We start from the raw sequence: 21,175 nt of genomic DNA on the forward strand, positions 1-21,175 counted from the left end.
TGAGGAGAATGCATGATTTCCGTGGAAGAGATCTCGGCCGGGGAATTGACGGAGGCCGGTGCGGCGAGACTGCGGTCGCTGCCGCACCACGACCTGCTCACCCTGGCCGGGGACTGGCTCGGTGAGCTGGCTCCCTGGCGGAACACCGAAACTCTCGCCACGATCGCCCGCACGATGTCCGCGGAATCCCTGCTCGCCTCGCTGTTCGTCCTCGGGGAGCCGGTCACGGAGGCCGACGCCCGGTCGCAACTCCCCGGTCCGCTGCTGGATCTGCTGCTGCGCTGCGGTGTGCTCGCCCAGGAGTCCGGAAAGCTGTCCGCCGAGTACTGCCTGGTCCGCGGTGAGGGCCTGACCCTCCTCGCGGCGTGGCGGGCCGCCGGCCGCGATGTCGGATCGTACGCCCCCTGGGTCGGTACGGACTCCATGACCCTGGCCCGGCTGGTGGCCGCCCGCCGGGAGGTCCGCTCGGCTCTCGACCTCGGCTGCGGCACCGGGATCCTCGGTCTGTCGGCCGCCCGGAACGGCGCCGACCTGCTGGCGGTGGACGTCAATCCGGAGTGCACGGCGGCCGCCGCCTTCAACGCCTGGCTGAACGGTCTGGGCGAGCGGGTGCGCACCGCCGAGGGCGACATCATGTCCCTCGCGCTCGACTCCCGGTTCGATCTGGTCGTCTCCAATCCGCCCTGTCTGCCGCTGCGCCGGGGTTCGCTGGGCTGGCTGGCCGGTGAAGCCGGCCTGGACGGACTGGAGTTCTTCTGGGAACTGCTGCGCCGGACACCCGGGCTGCTCACCGATGCGGGCGAGGCCCTGCTCCAGGCCGCGGCCTACGGCGACGAGCAGGGGCCGTTCTTCATCCAGGAGCTGGAGGCGGAGATGAACCGGCTCGGCGTCTCCGGCCGGCTGCTCCTCCGCCCGTCGACCCCGCCGCGCTGGCCCGCGTTCGCCCCGCGGGACGAGAACCTGCAGCTCTCGGGCCCGTTGGGGGACGAGGTGCGGGCCTATGTGGAGAGCATCGGCGCCACGCACTACTACGGGTTCGTGCTCTCCCTGCGGGCGGAACGGCACGGCGGGCTGCAGGTCGGGCGCTTCGGCTGATCAGTGGGCCGGCCCGAGCCAGGCCGGCCCGAGCTCGGCCCGCTCCATCGCGAGAACGGCCTCGACGGCCTCCTCGGGACCGAGGTCGGTGGTGTCGATCTGCCGGGCCCCCGGTACCAGCGCCACCTCCTCGTCGAGATGGGTCTCGGCCAGCCGGCCCTCGATGAAGTGCTCGCCGCCCGGGTCCTTGCGGATCCGGGCGGCGAGTGCGTCCGGGCCGGCGCGCAGACCGTAGATCACGGATTCCGCGCCGAGTGCGTCGAACACCTCCAGGAACGGTTCCAGGGCACGCCCCGCGAGCACGACGCCGCTGACCACGACCACCCCGGCGCCCCAGGCCCGGTAGACGGGGAGGGTGGCGCGCAGGGTCGACGCCATCAGCGCGTACAGCTTCTCGGAGCTCTCCCAGGGGTGCACCACCGGATCGCAGTCGACGGCAGCGGCCGGTACGGCATAGCGGGCGACCAGGCTCTGCGCGAGCCGGGTCTTGCCCACACCGGGCGCTCCGGTCACCACGACCAGCCGGAACCGGTCCTCGGGCACGGCGGAGCGCTGGCGGCCGATGTCCGTCGTCAACGCCCCCGTGACGACGGCCGTTCCGGGGGCGTCCGCGGACGCTCCGGCCACGGCCGCCGTGCCGGGAGCGCCGGTCCCGGGTCCGGCCGGCCCGGCCGCCGTTCCGGTGCGGGCGGTCACGGTCTCGGGGGTGGCGCGGTCGGTCATGTGGCGGATCCGTTCTCGTGGCCGGAGGAGGCGGTGGACAGGTCGCGGACGGTGCCCACCAGGCGGAAGCCCAGGTGCGGCACCTTGAGGATCTTGGCTCCCGAGTCGATGTCGAGGAGCTTCTGCTTGAGGACCGAGGACACCGGATTCACGTCCTCTCCCCCGGTCGCCTCGGTGAGATCCTGGCGCGGGACGATCTGCCCGGGGCGACTGGCGAGCAGTCGCAGCATGCCCGCCTCGGCGTCGGAGACCGGGACCGCCTTCGACGGGGAGTGCAGCCGGCCCCGGCCGTCGAGCGTCAGCACCTGAGTGCTCTCCGGCGGGGTGACGGACTTGAGGTACCCCAGACTGTCGACGAGGCGGTGCTGCTTGAGGGGGCTGGCCAGGGCGAGCGCAAAGCCGTCGGAGAGCGCCGCCAGCACCCCGGTCGCGGACACGCTGTCGAGGACCGCGATCGGGTACCCGCCCCGGCGCTTGACGTCGGCCGCGGACAGTCCGGGCCCGGTGGCGGCCACGGCGTGCAGCGAGGCGAGCAGGACATCCGGCCAGTCGGCCGATCCGCCCTCCGGATCGGAGTCGTGCAGGGTGAGGCCCAGTTCGGCGCAGGCCTCCCCGAGGACCTCCAGATCGGCCGGGTCCAGGGATTGAGCCAGTACGTACATCTCGACACCCTTCACGAGGCGGCGTCTGGGCCGCCTCTGCTCGGTGGCCGTCCCCGCGGGGCCGGCGTCTCAGGTGGTGCCCGCGTCGTGCCACCCGCGGGCACGGCGCACGTTCAGCTGACGAGGGGCCATATCCGTTCGGCGGCCGGGTGGCCGGAGTGTTCGGCCAGGCGTTCCCCGTGCCGGGCGATGCGCCGGACGACGCCCTGGCGGACCTGGATGCGGTACGCCCGCAGGGCCTCGCGCTTGGCCAGCGCGGCCGTGGCGTCCATCGGGCACAGCTCCGGGCGGAGCGCGCCGAGGCCGAGCGATGCCAGCCGGGCGGCGAGCCCCCGGGCCACCTCCTCGGCGGAGCCGAAGACCGAGTACGGCTGGTCCTCGTAGAAGACGACCCGGGCGCCGGTGATGTCCCCCCGGGCCAGCAGCGCGATCACCGCCTCCCGGCAGGCCAGATGGTCGACGTGGCCGCCGACGCCGAGTGGTGCGCAGATCTCGGCGGCCCCCTCCAGCAGTCCGGCGAGCCGGGTCGTCAGCTCGGCGAACAGCCCGGGTTCCTCGTCCGGGAAGGTGTCGGACAGGGCCGTCCCGGCGAAGAACCGCTCCGCGCGCAGTGCGCGGTCCGCCGCGTCGACGAAGCCGAGGAGTTCGACCTCCGTGCCGAGGACCCGGGCGGCGACCGCCTCCTCCGCCAGGAGCAGACGGGACGTCAGGTCCGGCCGCCCGGCGTAGTACGGGTCCTTGGTCCAGGTCTCCACGCTGAAGACGTCCAGCACCCGGCCGCCGCGGCGCGCCAGCAGGCCGCCGAGGGCCAGTGCCGCGTCGTCGGGGTGCGGGGACACCACGACGGGGGCGTCCGGTGCGGCGCGGTCCGGGGGTCCGCCGGGCGCCATCACCACCAGTCCGTCCCGCTGCCAGGTGCCGAGGAGGCTCCGCTCCGCCGCGGTGAAGCCGTCGAGCGGCCGGCTGCCGTCGCACCGGGCCAGCAGCCGGGCGACCGAGCCGGGCGCGTGGCCGGACTCCTCGACCGTCTCGCCCCGGCACAGGACCCGGTTCCCTGATACCTCCGCGTGGGGCAGAGCGAGGGGACACCACGCGCCGGGAACCTCCGTCATGTGGCCTCCTGGCCCGAGTCCGGGATCCGGGCGGTACCGGGGCCCCTGATTCCGCCCGTGAAACGGCGCGTCACCGGCTCTCCGGCCGCGCTGAAGACGAACGGTTCGATTCTCCACAGGCACGGAGCGGAATAAACCCGTAATCAACAGGTGGCTGAAATTGGGCCGGACGGCCCGGTCACCGGTTCCCTTGGCCTTCCGCGGCTTCCCGGCTGGTTCCGGCCAATCTCCCCCTTCCCCCCTTCAAGATCTCCGTACGCGCCCCCCTCCGGAAGCGGTCAAGATTCTTTTTGACGAATTCCCACTTCAGACTCCCGGCGGCCGGGCGGCGGGGGAGGCGGACGGCCGTCCCCGGCCCCGGGCCCGCTGGGCCATTCGGCGGCACGAACGCGGCGGGAACCGGACACCCCGCTCCCGCGCCGCACGAGGTCCCATTGCGTGGATCCTCTTCTGTTGTAGCCTCGGGCTCTGAAAGTCCCTGGCCACGGTGGATGCGGATGAGGATCGGGGGAACGCGGTTGTGAAGTCTCGTGTCTTACTTGTCCAGCAAGGTGTGTGGGGTAATTCCGCCGCCTCGATGCCCCTGGCCGTCGGATATCTCAAAGCATGCGCCGACAGGGACGAACGTATTCGCCGCCGCATGGACGTCACCATTCGGAACTATCCGGGTGACGCGGGGATCAATGCCATGGGCCGGGATCTCATCCGGGACGGCTGCCCCGACATTCTCTGCTTCTCCGTCCTGGGCTGGAACTACCGCACGTTCGGCGTGCTGGCGGAGACCTTCAAGCAGATGAACCCCGACGGGTGGGTCGTCTTCGGCGGCAACCACGTCGCCCATCAGGCGGAGCGCGTCTTCCGGATGTACCCGCAGGTGGACGTGGTGGTCAACGGCGAAGGCGAACTGGTGTTCCCGGAGCTGCTGAACGGCTATCTGGACGGCGCCACCCGCACCGCGCTGCAGGGCATCCGGGGCGTCTCCTTCCGCGGGCCGGACGGCGAAGTCGTCACCACCGAGGAGCGGGAACGCATCACGGACCTGGAGTCCCTTCCCTCCCCCATTCTCAGCGGCGCGGTGCCGCTGGTCGACCGGGCGGGCCGGTTCCTCTACGACTACGCGCTCATGGAGACCAACCGCGGCTGCCCCTACAAATGCGCCTTCTGTTACTGGGGCGGCGCCACCGGGCAGAAAATGCGCGCCTTCTCACGGGAGCGACTGCGCGAGGAACTCGAACTCCTGGGCCGGCACGGCGCGGAAACGCTGATGCTCTGCGACTCCAACTTCGGCCTGCTGCGCGAGGACGAGGAATTCCTGGACGATCTGCTGCGTGTGCGCAGCAAGTTCGGATTCCCCAAGCGCCTCGAGACCTCCTGGGCCAAGAACAAGTCGGCCGGCTTCTACCGCATCATGGACAAGATGAAGCAGTCCGGGATGCACAGCGCCTTCATCCTGGCCCTGCAGACCATGGACGACTCGGTCCTGGATCTGATGCGGCGGCGCAATATGAAGCTGAACGAGTGGGAGGATCTCGTCGCCTGGCTGACCGACCACGGCATCACCCCGTATCTGGAACTGATCTGGGGTGCGCCGGGGGAAACGGTCGAGTCGTTCCTCGACGGCTACGACCGCGCGTCACGCCATACGCCGTTCATCGCGGTGCATCCGCTGATGATTCTGCCGAACACCGATTACCACGACAAGCGTGAGCAGCACGGTCTGGTCACGGTGCGCGGCGAGAACGACGACTTCGACTACGTCCTGGCACACAACACCATGACGCTCCAGGACAACGAGCGCATGCTCCGGTTCATCTGCTGGAACCGCGTGCTGGCCCGGAGCCTGTGGCTGCACAACATCTGGGTCGCGCTGCGCGAGCTCGCCGGGGTGCCGCAGTCCGCGGTGATCCTGAAGTTCTCCGAGTGGGTGGAGAACAGCGAGGACCCGGACGCCCGGGAGCTCACGGCCGTGGCACAGCCGGCCGGTTCCGCGAGCGAGAACGTGGACCCCAACGTCTGGCGCCTGCTCACCAAGCGGCTGCTGCAGCGCTGGTGGGACGAGGCCATGCGGCCCGACCTGCCGAAGGAACTGCTGCCGCTGCTCGACGAGGTCTTCCTGTACGACCTCATGTGCCAGCCGGTACGGCTGCTGCCCGACGGCTCCGGTCCCGAGGAGGACCTCCCGGTGACCGAGAAGTACGGGGACCGCTGGTATCTGCGCAGTGACGTCACCTTCAAGTACCCCGTGCCCGAGCTGATCGCGGCGCTGCGCCGGGGCGAGACGGTCCGCACCGACCCCGAGGCGCTGGTGACCTCCTTCTACTACCGGACCGAGTTCGGTGGCGATCTGCAGCACTACTTCCGCATGGACTCCTACCGCGGGCGGACCGAGCAGCAGCTCGCCGCGCAGTTCGCGTCGGTGTCCGAGTGAACCGACCCGTCGTGCCGGGGCGATGACCCGCCCCGGGCGCCGAGGTCCGTCAGGCAGCGAACTTCACAGGAGGAACGGCATGGACCGCGCTGGACTCATTCGAGAGCTGCATGAGATAGCGGCAGGGATGACCAAGGCCGAGGATCACCGGCAGCAGCCGGAGGGCACCGGGCCCGCCGCCGACACGAGCCTGGTCGACCAGTACGGATTCAGCTCGCTGGACGCCCTGGAGTACCTCCTCATCCTGGAGGAGAAGTACGACGTGGTCTTCGAGGACGAGGACCTGACGGAGGAGACCCTCTTCTCCATCGAGGGGCTGGCCACCTACATCCTCGATCAGAAGGTGGGCCGGAGCCCGTCGGTCTCGTGACCCGCGGCACGGACGGGCCCTCCGCAGCGGAGGGCGGCGGGGCGCCATGAGTCCCCGCACTCCCCATTCGACCGTGGAGGAAGCCCGGGTGGACCGCACCGTGAACGCCCCGCCCGTGCCGATCGGCGTCGTCATACCGACGCGCGGCCGGACCACACGGCTGCTGCTGACCCTGACGGCGCTGCTCCACCAGACGCTGCCCCGCGACCGGTTCGAGGTCGTCCTGGTCAACGACGCGCCCGGCCGGGAAGCCGTGGCGCAGGTCCTCGAGGCCCTGCCGGCGGGTCTCCCCCTCCGGGTCGCCGACACCGGCGGACGGGGCGTCGCCCATGCGCGCAACGCCGGTGCCCGGCTGGCCCGCTCCGAGCTCCTGCTCTTCCTCGACGACGACACCGTGGCCACCCCGGGGCTCCTGGAGGCGCACCTGGCGGCGCACTCCGGGACGCGGGAGCTGATGGTGCACGGCCGGGTCACCGATCTGTCGGCGTTCGCTCTGACCCCGGACAGCCTGCGGCTGGAGCGGGCGCTGACCGGTGCCCGCGGACGCAGCCTGAGGCCCGTGGACGTCGCGGATCCGGAGCGGGTGGCCCGCTCGTTCGGGCCGCGGTGCTCGTTCATCGAGAGCACGGCCCGGAAGGTGACCGGGAATGCGGCCCACCGGCATCTGAGCTGGCTGTCCTGCATCGGCACCAACACCAGCCTGCGGCGCGGGGTGTTCGTCCGGGCCGGGAGGTTCGACGAGCGCTACGGCACGCTGTGGGGCGGCGAGGACCTGGAGCTCGGTCTCCGGCTCGCCGCGGACGGCGTGGACTTCCGCCTGATCCCGGCCGGCGCGTACCACCTGCCGGTGGCCCGCCGCGATGTGTCCACCGCGCTGCCGCACTTCTGGCGGCTGGTGGCGCAGCAGCACGGCGATCCCGGGCTCACCGCCGTGGGCGAGTACCTGCTCGGCCGGCTGGGCCTGGAGGAGCTGGCCGGGCGGCTCGCTCCGCTCGGGGAGGCGGCACGGTGACCGCGCCCGGTCCGGACACGGTCGTCCTGGGCGCCACCCGCGCGGCACCGCCGGCCGGCGTCCCGGCGCGGACGGGCCACACCGCTCCGGCCGGCGAGGAGTCGCTGACCGAGGTGGTGGTGCAGGTCCTGGCCCGGGCCCTGAACGGGCTGCCGGCACCGCTGCGCCGCACGACACCCGTGCTCCTGGCCGCCACCGACCACTGCGTGGCGACGACCTCCGGCTATGTGGCGCGGTGCGTCGAGGCCGAGGCGGGCGGCCGCCGGCTGCGGCCCTCGGAGTCGATGGCACCGGAACCGGCGCAGCTGCTGCAGGAGTTCGCGGAGCGGTCGGACTGGGACGGCGCGGGCCATGTGCTGATCAGCCCCCGGGGCGCGGCGGAGCAGGCGCTGCGCTGGGCCCGCGGTGCGGTCGCGGCGGGGCTGCACGAGGCGATGGCGGTGTGCGAGCTCGCGCGGGATCCGGAGAGCGGCGGCTATCTGGTCACGGGCACCCTGGTGGCGGCCCCCGCCGGGACTCCGTCGCCCGGCGGCTCGGCGGGGTCGGGAGTCGTGCTCTCCGGGCTCGGGCTGGTGACGGCGTTCGGTGACGGAGTGGACCCGTTCTGGCGGGAGTTGCTGGCCGGGCGGCGGGCGCTCTCCGACCTCACCCGGTTCGACGCCGCACGGTTCCGGAGCCGGACGGTGTGCCAGGCCGCGGCGGAGGCCGGGCCGGGGCTCCCGGTACGGCGGGTCCTGCTGGACCGGGCCCGTACGGAGGCCCTGGCCGGGGCCGGCCTGACCCGGCTGCCGGAGCGGACGCTGCTGGTCGGCGCCGGGGTCGTGCCGCACCTGCCGGCGGTGGACGACGCCCCGCAGATCCGGGAGATATCCCTGGAGGAGGAGTGGGACGGCGAAGGCTTCGGGGTCTCCCCCGGGAACGCCGCCCTGCTGGCCCACGCCTGCGCGTCCGGCGCGTTCGGGCTGGCCATGGCCCGGGAGTGGCTGCTGTCCGGGCTCGCCGACATGGCGGTGGTGACGGGCGTCTCCGCGCTCAATGTCTACGACTACGCCTGTCTGGACGTGCTGCGGGCGACGAGCACCCGCACCGCCCGCCCGTTCGACCGGGACCGCAGCGGTGTCACGATCGGTGAGGGCGCCGGTGCCGTCGTGCTGGAGACCGCGGAGCACGCGGCGGCCCGCGGGCACCGCCCGGCGGCGGCGCTCAGCGGGATCGCCTGCCGGGTGGGCGGCCGGGGCACCAGCGCGCTGAGCGCGGAGATCGCCGCGGACTGCATGCGGGCGGCCCTGGACATGGCGGGGACGGACCGGGTCGACCATGTGCACGGCCACGCGCCCGGCACCCGCCAGGGCGACGAGGCCGAGCTGCTGGCGCTGGACACGGTCGGTGCCGAACGCGGGTGGCGCGGTGTGCCGGTGAGTTCGTACAAGGGCGCGGCCGGGCACCTGCTGCACGCCTCGGTGTTCCCCGCCCTGGCGGCCGCCGTGCAGGCGCTGCGGTGCGGCGTCGTGCCCGGGACCCCCGGGCTGCGGTCGGCTCCGGACACCCGGCACGTCCGCGTCCCGGCCGGCCCGGAACCCCGCGACGGCATCCGTTCCGTGCTGGTGGACAACTTCGGCTTCGGCGGCAACAACGCGGCGCTCCTCCTGACGTCCTCAGCCACGAACCCCCCGAAGGGAGAGGAGCCGGCATGGCAGACGCGGTCCTGCTGACACCGCGGGAGATCCTCACCGGATTTGCCAGCATCAACAACCAGAACGTGCTGATCAACGACGAGGAGTACCTGAAGCTCGACCCCGCCATGCGGCTGTTCTACGAGAAGGTGCGGGAGAACCTCGGGCTCGCGTGCATCGCGGGGCACCTGCGGGGCTGCGGATACTCCGTCAAAGCCCTCAACCTCCACGGACGCAACCCCAGCGACGAAGCCATCACCGACCTCATCCGCCGCGAACGCCCCAGCTTCGTCGGCATCAGCATCATGTACGACCTCCACATCGTCGACGCCGTACGCCTCCTGCGCTGCGTCCGCACCGCCGACCCCACCGTCTTCGTCGCCATCGGCGGAGCCTTCTGCACCTACAACGCCAAACTCATCGCCGAACGCATACCCGAAGCCGACTGCGTCGCCTTCGGCGAAGGCGAACTCACCGTCGAAGGCCTCATGAACGCCCTCGCCGCCGACCGCGACTGGCGCACCGTCCCCGGCCTCTACTACTGGCAGGGCGACCGCGTCCGCAGCAGCGGACCCCCCAAACTCCCCGACCTGACCTCGGAACCCTGGCCCGCCCGCGATGTGCTGCTGCGGCACCGGGAGGCCGGGATCCGGACACCCGTCGCGTCGACGTACACCAGCCGGGGCTGCCACGCGAAGTGCACGTTCTGCTATGTGCCGCGGGCTCCCGGCGTGGTGGGCAACGCGTGGCGGGTGCGGTCGCCCGTCGATGTGGTGGACGAGATCGAGTGTCTGCAGCGGGACTTCGGGACGCGGTTCGTCTGGTTCAACGACGACAACTTCGGCGGCGCGTTCGAGGACGGCTATTACCACGCCACGGCATTCGCCGAGGAGTTGATCCGGCGCGATCTGCGGATCTCGTTCCACTGCGAGTTCCGGGTGGACACCGGACTCATCGACCGGGAGGCGCTGCGCACCCTGCGCCGCGCCGGCATGGCGTCGGCGCTGCTCGGCATGGAGACCGGGTCGCCCGGGATGGCCAAACGGTTCCGCAAGGGCACCACGGTCGACTACAACGTCGACGCCGCCCGCATGTTCAAACAGGAACGCATCGAGCTGGAACCCGGCTGGATCATGATCGAGCCCGGCACCACCATCGACGAACTCTGGCAGAACCTGGAATTCATCGTGGCGGCCGACATCGCCGTGAGCGAGAACCCGTTCTCCTTCATCAGCCGGGCCATCGCCCTGCGCGGCACCGAGATGTACGACAAGGTCGTCGACCCGCTGCCGCCGGAGATCCCCGGTCTGCAAGGGGGGCCGGCCTGGGAGGTGCTGCGGGAGGCGCGCCGCGAGTACCGGGTCGCGGACGGGCGGGTCGAGGACCTGTGGCGGGCCTGGAGCCTGGTGAGCGGTGAGGTGAGCGACCGCAAGGAGGGGCTCCCGTTCGTCGCCCAGATCATCGCCGATGCCACGCGGCTGCGCCGTGCCCGGGGCGACCAGGGGCTGCGGCCGCTCCTGAGCCGGCTGCGCACCTGGGTGGAGAACCTGCCGCACCTGCTGATCGCCTTCCTCAACGTGGGGCTGCTGCTCGCCGACGAGAACCCGCCGGACCTGGGGCGGCGCCTGGAGGCCGAGCTGCGCGCGCTGGTCGACGCCTACGACCGGGAGCACCTGGGCCACACGTATCCGGAATTCGTCGAGGAGACCAAGCGGACCTGCGGCGAACAGGTCCTGACGGGCTGACCCAGCGGTGTCCGGACGTCGTCCGGGGCGCCCTTCGGAGAGGAAAGGAGACCGGTCATGTCGGACGTGGTCCTGCTGACACCGCGGGAGATCTCCACCGGTGCCGCAAGCCTGAACAACCAGAACGTGCTGATCAACGACGAGGAGTACCTGAAGCTCGACCCCGCCATGCGGCTGTTCTACAAGCGGGTGCGGGAGAACCTCGGAGTCGCGTGCATCGCGGGGCACCTGCGGGGCTGCGGATACTCCGTCAAAGCCCTCAACCTCCACGGACGCAACCCCAGCGACGAAGCCATCACCGACCTCATCCGCCGCGAACGCCCCAGCTTCGTCGGCATCAGCATCATGTACGACCTCCACATCGTCGACGCCGTACGCCTCCTGCGCTGCGTCCGCACCGCCGACCCCACCGTCTTCGTCGCCATCGGCGGAGCCTTCTGCACCTACAACGCCAAACTCATCGCCGAACGCATACCCGAAGCCGACTGCGTCGCCTTCGGCGAAGGCGAACTCACCGTCGAAGGCCTCATGAACGCCCTCGCCGCCGACCGCGACTGGCGCACCGTCCCCGGCCTCTACTACTGGCAGGGCGACCGCGTCCGCAGCAGCGGACCCCCCAAACTCCCCGACCTCGCCAACGAGCCGTGGCCCGCGCGCGACCTCCTGCTCCATCACCGCAGGACGGGGATTCCCACCCCGCGGGCGTCCACCTACACCAGCCGGGGCTGCCACGCGAAGTGCACCTTCTGCTACGCGCCCCGGCAGCCCGGAGTCGAGGGCGGGCCCTGGCGGGTGCGCCCGGTCGGGGACGCCGTCGACGAGATCGAGTTCCTGCAGCGGGACTTCGGCACCCGCTTCGTCTGGTTCAACGACGACAACTTCGGCGGCGCGTTCCAGGACGGCTACCACCACGCGGTGGGGTTCGCCGAGGAGATCCTGCGGCGCAAGCTGAAGGTCTCCTTCCACTGCGAGTTCCGGGTGGACACCGGACTGATCGACCGGGAGGCGCTGCGCACCCTGCGCCGCGCCGGCATGGAACTCGCCCTGCTCGGCATGGAGACCGGCGCGCCCGGCATGATGCGGCGGTTCCGCAAGGGCACCACCGTCGACTACAACTTCGACGCCGCCCGCATGTTCAAACAGGAACGCATCGAGCTGGAACCCGGCTGGATCATGATCGAGCCCGGCACCACCGTCGACGAACTCTGGCAGAACCTGGAATTCATCGTCACCGCCCGGGTGCACGAGAGCGAGAATCCGTTCTTCCTCATCAACCGGGCCATCGCCCTGCGCGGCACCGAGATCTACGACAAGGTGACCAGCTTCGGCGAACCCGACATCCCCGGGGTCGAGGGCCCCGCCTGGGAGGTGCTGCGCGAGGCGCGCCGGGAGTACCAGGTCGAGGACGGGCGCGTCGAGGACCTGTGGACGGCCTGGAGCGCGGTCAGCGCGGACATCAACGACCGCAAGGAGAACGAGGTTCCCTTCCTCGCGCAGAGCATCGCGGACGCGGTGCGGGCACGCCGCGGCACCGGCGCGGAGTCGCTGCGACCGCTGCTGGGCCGGCTGCGCAGCTGGGACCAGGGGCTCGCCCAGTTGCTCGTCGCGTTCCTCAATGTCGGGCTGATGCTGGCCGACGAGAATCCCCCGGGTCTGCCGCAGCGGCTGGAGGCCGAACTGCGGGAGCTCGTGGACGCCTACGACCGGCAGCATCTGGGCCACGCCTTCCCCGACTTCGCCGTCGAGGCCGCGCGGGCCTGCGGTGAACACGCACTCGCGCAGGTGAGGAGCTGACCGATGTCCGGTGCACGGAGAACCCGCTTCGCCGGTGTGGGCTGCGGCAGAGTGTTCCAGCGCTACCACCTGCCCTGTGCCGACGCCCGGGACGACATCGAACCGGTCGGCGCCGTCGACCTGGACGCCGGGCGGGCGGAGGCGCTGTTCGCGGACCGGCCCGGGGTGTGGACCGGTTCCTCGGTCGACCGGCTGCTGAAGGAGACCGCACCGGACGTGATCAGCGTCTGCACCCCGAACGACGCCCATGCGGAGGCGGTGCTCACGGCGCTGGACGCCGGGGTCGCGGTGCTGTGCGAGAAGCCGCTCGCCGCGGGGGTCGACGCGGCGCGGGCCATCGCGGCACACCCCGACGCCGACCGGCTCCTCGGCGTCAACCTGCCGTACCGGTTCCATGAGCTGCTGAAGCCCTTCACCGAGGTGGCCCGGGACGGCACCCAGGAGATCGAGCTGACCTTCGTCACCCCGGGCGACCGGGTGTGGCGCGCCTGCACCCCCTGGTACGGCGACGCGAGGCGGGCCGGGGGCGGGGCGCTGCTCGACCTCGGGCTGCACGCCCTGGACATCCTGGTCACCGTCTTCGGCCGGCCGGACGTGCACAGCTGCGAGGTCGACTCGGCGGAGGTGGAGGAGCGGGCCAGGGTCGGGCTGTCGTTCCAGGGCGTTCCGGCGACCCTGCGGATCGACCGGGCCGGCCGGCGGCTGGCGATGGCGGTGACCGTGCGCACCACCTCCGGCACCCATGTGCTGGACCTGCGTCGGGGGGAACTGCGCCTGGCCGACGGCACGGTGGTCGAGGCCGGGGGGCGGCCGGAACTGGCCGCGATCTCCGGTTGGTTCGACGTGGTGACGGGCACCGCCCCGTCCGCGATCGCGACCGCTCAGGAGGCCCTGGGGCTGCAGCTGCTGGTGCAGGCCGCCTACGAGCGGGCGCGTCCGGTGTCCGCCGCCGCACTGCTGGGGTGACGCCGCCTCCGGCCGCCTGGTGCGGTGGCGGCCGGGGCCGGCGCCGTCCCGGGCGCCGGGGTGTCGGCCGGGGGTGTCAGCCAGGGTTTCAGCCGAGGTGCCGGCCGAGGTATCAGCGGAGGAAGGCCGTCACCGCGGCAGCGAACCGCTCCGGTTCCGTCCGGTGCACATAGTGGCCCGCGTCGATGGCGAGAAAGCTCCCCCGCGGAACGGTGGCGGCCACCTCGGCCAGCAGCGACCGGGACACCGGACTGCCCGGTCCGCCGCTGACGACCAGGGTCTCCGCGGACACCAGCGGCAGCCTCCGCCACCAGACCGGATCGGGGCTGCGCAGTCCGTCGATGACCGGCCGGATCGCGCCGCGGTCCATGCCCCGGGAGCGGCGCAGATCGAGGAACTCCTGGAAGAGCGCCATCACCGGCCGTCCGCCCGCGTGCGCGGTGCGGGCCCGCAGCGCGGCCTCGCCCGCGGCGTCCCGGGGCGGCGGCGGGGCGTCCTCGATCACCAGGCGGCGGACCCGTCCGGGCCGGTGCTGGGCGATGAGCCAGGCGATGTGACCGCCCATGGAGTGCCCCACCAGGTCGACCGTGCCGACACCCTGCCGGTCCAGCAGCGCCGTCACGTCCTCCCGCATCAGTGCGTAGGAGTAGCGGCCGGGGCGCGGACTGCGCCCGTGGCCCCGGAGGTCCGGCACGATGACACGGCGCCCGCGGGCGGCGAGCGCGGTGGCGAGGGCGTCCCAGGTGCGCCCGGTGTTCCCCAGCGCGTGCAGCAGGACGACCGGGGCGCCGGACGGGTCGCCGATGTCCCGGAAGCTCAGGGGCACCGCACCGGCGGACACAGCATCCGGATAAACCGTCTCATCATACGGCATACCGTGATGCTACTCGTTCGACGGCCGGTCTGTCCGCTGAACGTCCTTACGGGGCCGGGACGTTGGGCCGGTGATGCCCGCCGCGTCGCCCGGCGGCTCCCGGAAGACGCGGCGGGCGCGGGATGTCGGGCCCGCGCCGCCCGGCGGCTGCCGTGGCGGCACGGGCCCGTCGTCACGGGCGTGCGCTGTCGACGAGGTAGTCCACCACCGCCGACACCGTCTGCCGGTGCCAGATGAGGTTGGCCGGGAGCTTGCGGCCGAGCCGTGCCTCCAGCCGCCGGCGGATGACGATCGCCAGGACGGAGTCCATGCCCGCCTTCAGCAGGGAGCGGTCCGGTGTGAGCTCCGCGGGGTCGAGCCGCAGCTCCTGGGCGACCTGGGTGACGGTCTCCTCGTGGAGCCGGGCCCGGAGTTCGTCGGGCGGCAGCTCCCAGATGCCGCCCGACTCGGAGCCGGCCGGGTCCGCCCCGTCGGCGGTGTCCGTCGCGAGTTCGGCCAGCAGGCGCGGGCGGGTCGCCCCCGCGGGGAGGGGCACCGTCCGCAACACGGCCAGGTGCGGCTCGTCCAGCCCGGCGGCGTGCTCCCACGCCCCGAACGCCTCGGCCGCGGCGATGTCCCCCACCCCGGACGCGCGCAGCTCGGCGTCCACGGCCTCGTTGACCGCCATGCCCATGCCCCGCCAGGAGGTCCAGCCCAGACTCATGGTGCCGGTGGCGCCCCCGGTGCGGTCGTGCACGGCCATGGCGTCCAGGAAGGCGTTGGCCGAGGCGTAGGCGGCCTGGCCGGTGAGGCCGAGCAGTTGGCCGCAGGAGGAGAAGTGCACCAGGAAGTCGAGACTGCCCGGCGGGAAGAGCCGGCCGAGGGTGAGCGCGCCTCCGGCCTTCGGACGGAGCACCGCCCGCAGCGAGTCCGGGTCGAGCCGGCCGAGCAGCCGGTCGTCCAGCACACCGGCGGCGTGCACGACGCCGCGGACCGGCGGCATGCCCAGCGCGTCGGGATGGAGGGCGGCGGCGACCGCGCCGGGGTCGGCGATGTCGGCGGAGAGCACGCGGACCGTCGCGCCGAGGGCCTCCAGGCCGCGGACGGTCTCGATCCGGCGGGCCTCGTCCGCGTCCCGCGGGTGCGACCAGGCCGTGCGGGGCGGCAGCGGGCCGCGTCCGAGGAGCACCAGCCGACGGGCTCCCCGGTCCACCAGCCAGCGGCCGATCGCGCCGCCGAGGCTGCCCAGACCGCCGGTGATGAGATAGCTGCCGTCCGGCCGGCAGCGGAACGGAGCGGGTGACGACGACGGAGCGGCGGCACGGGCCAGCCGGGCGGCCTGGGGCATGCCGTCCCGGAGGGCGATGACGTCCTCACCCGGGCGCCGGGCGATCACCTCCAGCGCGGCGCGGAGGTCGGCGTCGGATCCGTCGTGGCCGAGGTCGAGGGTGCCGCCCCAGATCTCGGGGTGCTCGCCGGCGATCACCCGTCCGAGCCCCCACCGGGCGGCCTGCGCCACCGCGGTGAGATCGCGCGCCTCGCGGACTCCGCAGGTGAGCGACCAGAGCCGGCCCGCGGCCGGGGGCCACGCGGCCATCAGCTGGGCGGTCCGCGCGAGCAGCCAGGCGTTCCGGGCGGCGAGCGCGTCGGCCCCCTCCTCGGGCTCGGTGCCGGTGCCCGCCCGGCCGGCGGTCTCCGCCTCGCCGGTCCTCTCGGCCGGGAGGAGCAGCACCTCCACCGGACCGGCGGGAGCCACCGGTGCGTCGAGGTCCTCCGGGCCGGCCATCGGCAGGCACCGGTGCCCGGCATCGGCGGCGACCGACCGCAGGCGCTCGCGCAGCGGGCCGTCCGGGCCGATCAGCAGCAGGGTGAGCGGGGCACGGGCGGTGTCCGTCCCGCCACCGGGCAGTGGGCGCCACTCGGTGCGGTGCAGCAGTTCGTCGGGGGCGGCCGCGCGGAGCCCGGTTCCGGACCCGGCGTAGCGCACGCCCTCCAGCACCGCGACGGTCCGTCCGTCCTCGTCCGCGATCCGCACGTCCGCACCGGCGTCGGCGTCGGTGACCGGGCCGGTGACCGTGACGTCGATCCGGGCGCGGACCGGTGGACGGCCGGCGGTCCACGTCCGGGCGACCGCGGAGACCACCCGGAGGACCGCGGGCCCGGGGAAGGCGGCGGGGACGACGGACAGGGCGGCGTCGAACAGCGGCGCCCAGGCCGGGGGTTCGGCGCCGGAGCCGTCCGGTGCGGTGACCTCGGCGCGCAGGCCCCCGGCGGTCCGTTCCAGCCGGTGCACCTGCCAGGGGAAGGCCATGCCGGGCACGCCGACCGAGGCGAGGTGACGGGTAATCAGATCGAGTGGCAGTTCGGTGCCGGGGCCGGCGTCGGCCGACGGGCCGGGCGGAGGTCCGGCGGCACCGGTCCGCCGGGCCGTGGCATGGGTCAGCCACGGCCGGTTGTCGTCGCCCGGCTCCGATCCGGCCGCCCGGGAGTGCAGCCGCAGGGTGCCGTCCTGGGCGATGACATCGATCTCCCGGGCGTCCTCCAGCGTCAGGGGGACGGCGAAGGAGACGTCGCGCAGGGCCTGCTCACCGTCGTCCGGGGCGGCCCGCAGGAATGTCTCCAGCACCACGGAGGCCGGGACGATCTCGACACCCTGGATGGTGTGACTGCCCGGATACGGCCGGGACTCCCGGTCGACCCGGCCGCTCCACAGGTCCAGCGGGGTGGATCCGGCCAGGGTGGCACGGGAGCCGAGCAGGGTCCGGCCGGACACCTCGGGCCGGCCCCGTCCGGTGTCCCGGACCACGGGCTCCCGCCAGTACCGCTGCCGGTGCCAGGTCCGGTTCGGGAGCGGGGCCGGCGGGCCGCCTGGGTGCAGCGACGGCCAGTCGAGGGGGACGCCGTGGCAGTGCAGGAGGCCCGCGTTCAGCAGGAGTTGCTCCCGTTCGGGCCGGTCGCGGCGGAGCGATCCGGCGACACAGCTCTCGCCCGCGCCGGCCGCCTCCAGCGTCTCCTGGAGGGAATGGCCGGTGACGGGGTGGGCGGAGACTTCGAGGAAGACCCGGAAGCCGTCCTCGGCCGCCGCCTGCACCGCGTGGCGGAACCGCACCGGATTGCGGAGGTTGGCCGCCCAGTAGGCGCCGTCGCGCGCCGATCCGTCCCGCGGGTCGTCCAGCGCCGTGCTGTACACCGGGACGCGGGGCGCGCTCACGGTGAACTCCGCTGCCGCGGCGACGAGTTCGTCGAGCAATGGGTCCATGTGCGGGCTGTGGAAGGCCACATCGGTGGCGATCCGGCGGACCACCAGGTCCTCGTCACGCCCGAGTGCTGCGGCGACGGCCTCGACCTCGGCGGTGTCACCGGCGACCACGGTGGAGTGCGGCGACGCCAGGATGGCCGGGACCAGTCCGGTGCCGCCCAGCCGCGCGGCCACCGCGTCGGCGGGCAGGCCGACCATCAGCATGCCGCCGGCGCCGGCCACCCGGCGCAGCAGTGCGCTGCGCCGGCACACCAGCCGGGCGCCGTCCTCCTCGGTCAGCATGCCGGCCACGACCGCGGCGGCGATCTCTCCCACGGAGTGGCCGATGACCGCGGCCGGCCGGACGCCCAGCGACTGCCACACGGCGGCCAGGCCCAGCTGGACCGCGAAGAGCATCGGCTGCACGAGATCGACCCGGGCGATGTCGCCGGCCTCGATCAACTGCCGTGCGGTGACACCGAGTTCCTCGGCGAAGGCGGGGCCGATCCGGTCCACGGCGGCGGCGAATCCGGGGGTGCCGGCGAGGAGGTCCCGGCCCATGCCGCTCCACTGCGCGCCGTGTCCGGAGAACACCCAGACGGGGCCGGGACCGGGCTCGCCCATCGCCCCGCCGGTGACGGTGCCCGGGCAGGCGTCGCCCGCGGCGAGGCCGCGGAGCCGGGCGGCGAGCTCCTTGTGGCCGGTGGCCACCACCGCCGACCGCCATTCGAGGTGGCTGCGGCGCACGCCGAGGGTGTGCCCGACGGCGCCGAGCGGCACCTGGGCTCCCGGGCCGCTCAGCCAGTCGGCGAGCCGTCCCGCGTCCGCGCGGCCGGCGGCGCCGGAGCGGGCGGAGAGCGGGAAGAGGCCCGGTACGGGTACGGCCTCCGCCGGTCCGGGCACCGGCTCCTCCCGCGCCGCGGGCGCCTCTTCCAGCACCACATGGGCGATGGTGCCCCCGTAGCCGAAACTGGAGACGCCGGCCCGGCGGGGACGGTCCCCGGGCGGCCAGGGCGTACGGTCCGCGGTGAGCCGGAGGCCCGAATCCGCCCAGGGAATGGCCGGGTTGGGGCCGCTGAAACGCAGGGTCGGCGGAATCTCCGCACGGCGGAGCGCGAGCACCGTCTTGATCATTCCGGCCATGCCGGATCCGGCTTCGAGATGGCCGATGTTGGACTTCACCGAGCCGATGAGGCAGGGCCGGCCGGCCGGCCGGCCCGCTCCGACGACGGCGGCGAGCGCCGAGGCCTCCAGCGGGTCGCCCGCCACGGTGCCCGTGCCGTGTGCCTCGACGTAGTCGACCGTCCGCGGGTCGATGTCGCAGGACGCGTAGGCCCGGCGCAGGAGTTCGGCCTGCGCGGTGCCGCTGGGGGCCATGATGCCCTCGGTGTGGCCGTCCTGGCTCACGGCGCTGCCCCGGATGACGGCCAGGACGCGGTCCCCCGCGCGCCGGGCGTCGGCCAGGCGCTTCAGCAGCAGGACGCCCGCGCCCTCGCCGCGGCCGTAGCCGTCGGCCGCGGCGTCGAAGGACTTGCTGCGGCCGTCGGGAGAGGTCGCTCCGGCGCGGTCGAGCGTCACCGAGAGCCCCGGCGCGATCATCAGGTTGACCCCGGCGGCGAGGGCGAGGCCGCTCTCACCGGAGCGCAGGCTCTGGCAGGCGAGGTGCACACCGACCAGGGACGAGGAGCAGGCGGTGTCCACCGCGAGGCTGGGCCCGCGCAGGTCGAGGCTGTGGGAGATGCGGTTGGCGGTGGCGCAGAGCGCGGCGCCGATCCCGGTCCAGGGCTCGATCCCGGGCAGGTCCTCCAGCAGCCGGCGGCCGTAGTCGTCGGACCCGACGCCGACGAAGACCCCGCAGTCCGATCCGGCCAGGCCGAGCGGCGGGATGCCGGCGTGCTCGAAGGCCTCCCAGGCCAGTTCCAGGAGCAACCGCTGCTGCGGGTCCATGAGTTCGGCCTCGCGGCGGGAGATCCCGAAGAAGGCCGCGTCGAAGCCCTCGATGTCGTGGAGGAACCCTCCGCGGCTGGTGGTGTCGCGCACCACGGCCGCGGTGTCGTGACCTCCGGTGGTGTACGCCGACCACCGGTCCGCGCCGTCCCGGGTCGCGTCGGTCCCCCGGGTCAGCAGCTCCCAGAAGGAGTCCGGGGAGTCGGCACCGCCGGGGAAGCGGCAGCTCAGCCCGATGACGGCGAGGGGCTCGGGGGGTGCGCCGGCCGGCACCCGGCCGGCCGGACCGCCGGTCACCACGCCGCGCCCCGGTCCGTGCCGGTGCCGGTGCCCCGGGCGGCTGCGATGCCCGTGCCCGGGGTGGCCGTGGTGCCGGTGCCCGGGGCTCCGAAGGCGCTGCCGGTGGCCGTGTCCGCGTCCGTCCGTGCCCTCTCCGGAGCGCCGAGCGCGGGCGGCGACACCACCTCGACCACCGCGGCGGTGATCATGATGCCGGGGCCGGAGCTGAGCATCAGGAGATGGTCCCCGATGCTCAGCAGGCCCTCCTCCGCCAGGTGGTTGAGCTGCAGCCCGATGTCGCAGGCACCGGCGTGGCCCACCTCGCGGAAGTACGCCACGTCGCCCAGGGCCGCGTCGAGCCCCATGGGCTGCAGGTGGCTCTCCAGGAAGGCCGTCGTCCCGGCGCCGAGGTGGAGGACGGCGGTGAGGTCGGACACCGCGATGCCGGCTTCGGCCGTCAGCTGCTCGACGAGCTTGCCGCCGGCCGCGCCGTAGTCCTGGACGATCCGGGACGCCTGCGGGCCGAGTTCCTCGATCATCGCTTCGAGGTGCTCGTTCATGTCGAGCTGCTTGCCCACGGTGAGCGCGGGGGGAAAGAGCGGCTCGTGCCCCCGGTTCAGCACCTCGAACTCCGGGAGCGACACGGATTCCACGGAGCGGAGCCGGGCCCAGCCGGGGCGCCTGCTCAGCACGACGGCCGTTCCGGCGTCGGCGAGCACGGCGTCGCGGTGGGCGTGCCACCGGTCCACCGACGGGGCGCCGAAGTTGTCGGCGCTGGTCACCAGGGCGCCGGTCCGCGCCGGTGCGGCGAGCAGATACTGCGTGGCCGTCTCGATTCCGGCGAGGAAGCCGTTGCACCCCTGGTCCACCGTCAGGGCCGGGATGGGGGTGTTGAGGGTGCCGCGCAGGATGTAGTGCGGCGCTGACCAGCCGTCCGGGCCCTGGTGGTACGCGCAGGTGTGGACGAGGAGGTCGATGTCCTCGCGGCCGAGACCGGAGCGCTCGAACGCCTGTCGTGCGGCGGCCACCGCCATGTCGGGGGCGGGCATGCCGTCCGCCACGGCGATGCTCCGCCATCCGCAGGAGTCGACCAGCTCCTGTTCGTACCAGCCTCGTTCGACCGCCTCCCGGGTGCTCACCCGGGGCGGGATGTACGCCCCGGTGGCCGCCAGGTGGATGCCTTCGATTCTCACGTCGTTCTCCTCCGGGTGGGTCTGGCGCGTTCAGGCAGGCCGAACGGGACCGCCCGGGGAATGTCCTGAACACCGTGGTGCTGGG

General features: G+C 73.2%; 14 protein-coding genes. 8 read left to right on the forward strand and 6 right to left on the reverse strand.

Features of this window, described 5'->3' with window-relative positions; translation table 11 throughout:
- Positions 1-12 precede the first annotated feature (12 nt).
- Positions 13-1,095, forward strand: coding sequence for a methyltransferase (locus tag ACFYYR_RS05985; RefSeq protein WP_388847402.1), 1,083 nt, complete (start codon positions 13-15; stop codon positions 1,093-1,095).
- On the opposite strand, the gene ACFYYR_RS05990 is transcribed toward ACFYYR_RS05985, so the two are convergent.
- The 3 genes from ACFYYR_RS05990 to ACFYYR_RS06000 all read right to left on the reverse strand — a co-directional run bounded on the left by ACFYYR_RS05990 (position 1,096) and on the right by ACFYYR_RS06000 (position 3,592).
- Positions 1,096-1,818, reverse strand: coding sequence for a hypothetical protein (locus ACFYYR_RS05990; RefSeq protein ID WP_388847404.1), 723 nt, complete (start codon positions 1,816-1,818; stop codon positions 1,096-1,098). It abuts the gene before it with no gap.
- A complete protein-coding gene (locus tag ACFYYR_RS05995) occupies positions 1,815-2,495 on the reverse strand; it encodes a transcriptional regulator (RefSeq protein ID WP_388847406.1) in 681 nt (226 codons plus the stop codon). The genes ACFYYR_RS05990 and ACFYYR_RS05995 overlap by 4 nt, the downstream gene beginning before the upstream one ends.
- A 98-nt stretch (positions 2,496-2,593) precedes the next feature.
- Positions 2,594-3,592, reverse strand: a complete 999-nt coding sequence (locus ACFYYR_RS06000) for a PIG-L family deacetylase (RefSeq protein ID WP_388847408.1) — start codon at positions 3,590-3,592, stop codon at positions 2,594-2,596.
- Positions 3,593-4,112: 520 nt separating this feature from the next.
- Here ACFYYR_RS06000 and ACFYYR_RS06005 point away from each other — a divergent pair.
- From ACFYYR_RS06005 to ACFYYR_RS06035, 7 genes are all read left to right on the forward strand, one after another.
- Entirely contained in the window at positions 4,113-6,020 is a 1,908-nt protein-coding gene (locus ACFYYR_RS06005; protein WP_388847410.1) for a KedN5 family methylcobalamin-dependent radical SAM C-methyltransferase, read from the forward strand.
- 79 nt (positions 6,021-6,099) lie between these two features.
- On the forward strand, positions 6,100-6,390 hold the full coding sequence (locus ACFYYR_RS06010) for an acyl carrier protein (RefSeq protein WP_351504386.1): 291 nt from the start codon (positions 6,100-6,102) through the stop codon (positions 6,388-6,390).
- 88 nt (positions 6,391-6,478) lie between these two features.
- A complete protein-coding gene (locus ACFYYR_RS06015; RefSeq protein ID WP_388847412.1) occupies positions 6,479-7,402 on the forward strand; it encodes a glycosyltransferase family 2 protein in 924 nt (307 codons plus the stop codon).
- On the forward strand, positions 7,399-9,114 hold the full coding sequence (locus ACFYYR_RS06020; protein WP_388847414.1) for a beta-ketoacyl synthase N-terminal-like domain-containing protein: 1,716 nt from the start codon (positions 7,399-7,401) through the stop codon (positions 9,112-9,114). The genes ACFYYR_RS06015 and ACFYYR_RS06020 overlap by 4 nt, the downstream gene beginning before the upstream one ends.
- Entirely contained in the window at positions 9,093-10,820 is a 1,728-nt protein-coding gene (locus ACFYYR_RS06025; protein ID WP_388847416.1) for a B12-binding domain-containing radical SAM protein, read from the forward strand. The genes ACFYYR_RS06020 and ACFYYR_RS06025 overlap by 22 nt, the downstream gene beginning before the upstream one ends.
- A gap of 57 nt (positions 10,821-10,877) precedes the next feature.
- Complete coding sequence (locus ACFYYR_RS06030; RefSeq protein WP_388847418.1) at positions 10,878-12,614, forward strand: B12-binding domain-containing radical SAM protein; 1,737 nt, start codon at positions 10,878-10,880, stop codon at positions 12,612-12,614.
- A 3-nt stretch (positions 12,615-12,617) separates the two neighbouring features.
- On the forward strand, positions 12,618-13,580 hold the full coding sequence (locus ACFYYR_RS06035; RefSeq protein WP_388847420.1) for a Gfo/Idh/MocA family protein: 963 nt from the start codon (positions 12,618-12,620) through the stop codon (positions 13,578-13,580).
- Between the two features lie 112 nt (positions 13,581-13,692).
- Here the strand turns inward: ACFYYR_RS06035 and ACFYYR_RS06040 are convergent, their stop codons facing one another.
- From ACFYYR_RS06040 to ACFYYR_RS06050, 3 genes are all read right to left on the reverse strand, one after another.
- Positions 13,693-14,421 (reverse strand): alpha/beta fold hydrolase, encoded by a 729-nt coding sequence (locus ACFYYR_RS06040; protein WP_388847422.1) that lies wholly within the window; start codon positions 14,419-14,421, stop codon positions 13,693-13,695.
- Between the two features lie 205 nt (positions 14,422-14,626).
- Positions 14,627-19,918 carry a beta-ketoacyl synthase N-terminal-like domain-containing protein gene (locus tag ACFYYR_RS06045; protein ID WP_388847424.1) on the reverse strand — a complete coding sequence of 1,764 codons (5,292 nt, stop codon included), beginning with the start codon at positions 19,916-19,918 and terminating at the stop codon, positions 14,627-14,629.
- The gene (locus ACFYYR_RS06050) at positions 19,912-21,090 is read right to left on the reverse strand and encodes a ketoacyl-ACP synthase III family protein (RefSeq protein WP_388847426.1); all 1,179 of its coding nucleotides are present in this window, start codon (positions 21,088-21,090) and stop codon (positions 19,912-19,914) included. Before ACFYYR_RS06050 ends, ACFYYR_RS06045 begins: the two co-directional genes overlap by 7 nt.
- Between the last annotated feature and the right edge of the window lie 85 nt (positions 21,091-21,175).

The sequence above is a fragment of the Streptomyces sp. NPDC001922 genome, assembly GCF_042891165.1.
GTDB lineage: Bacteria > Actinomycetota > Actinomycetes > Streptomycetales > Streptomycetaceae > Streptomyces.

What these genes read in the sequence shown, in the direction of transcription:
- ACFYYR_RS05985 (WP_388847402.1), top strand. Translation starts at nt 13, where the DNA reads ATGATTTCCGTGGAAGAGATCTCGGCCGGGGAATTGACGGAGGCCGGT.
- ACFYYR_RS05990 (WP_388847404.1), bottom strand. Translation starts at nt 1,818, where the DNA reads ATGACCGACCGCGCCACCCCCGAGACCGTGACCGCCCGCACCGGAACG.
- ACFYYR_RS06000 (WP_388847408.1), bottom strand. Translation starts at nt 3,592, where the DNA reads ATGACGGAGGTTCCCGGCGCGTGGTGTCCCCTCGCTCTGCCCCACGCG.
- ACFYYR_RS06010 (WP_351504386.1), top strand. Translation starts at nt 6,100, where the DNA reads ATGGACCGCGCTGGACTCATTCGAGAGCTGCATGAGATAGCGGCAGGG.
- ACFYYR_RS06025 (WP_388847416.1), top strand. Translation starts at nt 9,093, where the DNA reads ATGGCAGACGCGGTCCTGCTGACACCGCGGGAGATCCTCACCGGATTT.
- ACFYYR_RS06030 (WP_388847418.1), top strand. Translation starts at nt 10,878, where the DNA reads ATGTCGGACGTGGTCCTGCTGACACCGCGGGAGATCTCCACCGGTGCC.
- ACFYYR_RS06035 (WP_388847420.1), top strand. Translation starts at nt 12,618, where the DNA reads ATGTCCGGTGCACGGAGAACCCGCTTCGCCGGTGTGGGCTGCGGCAGA.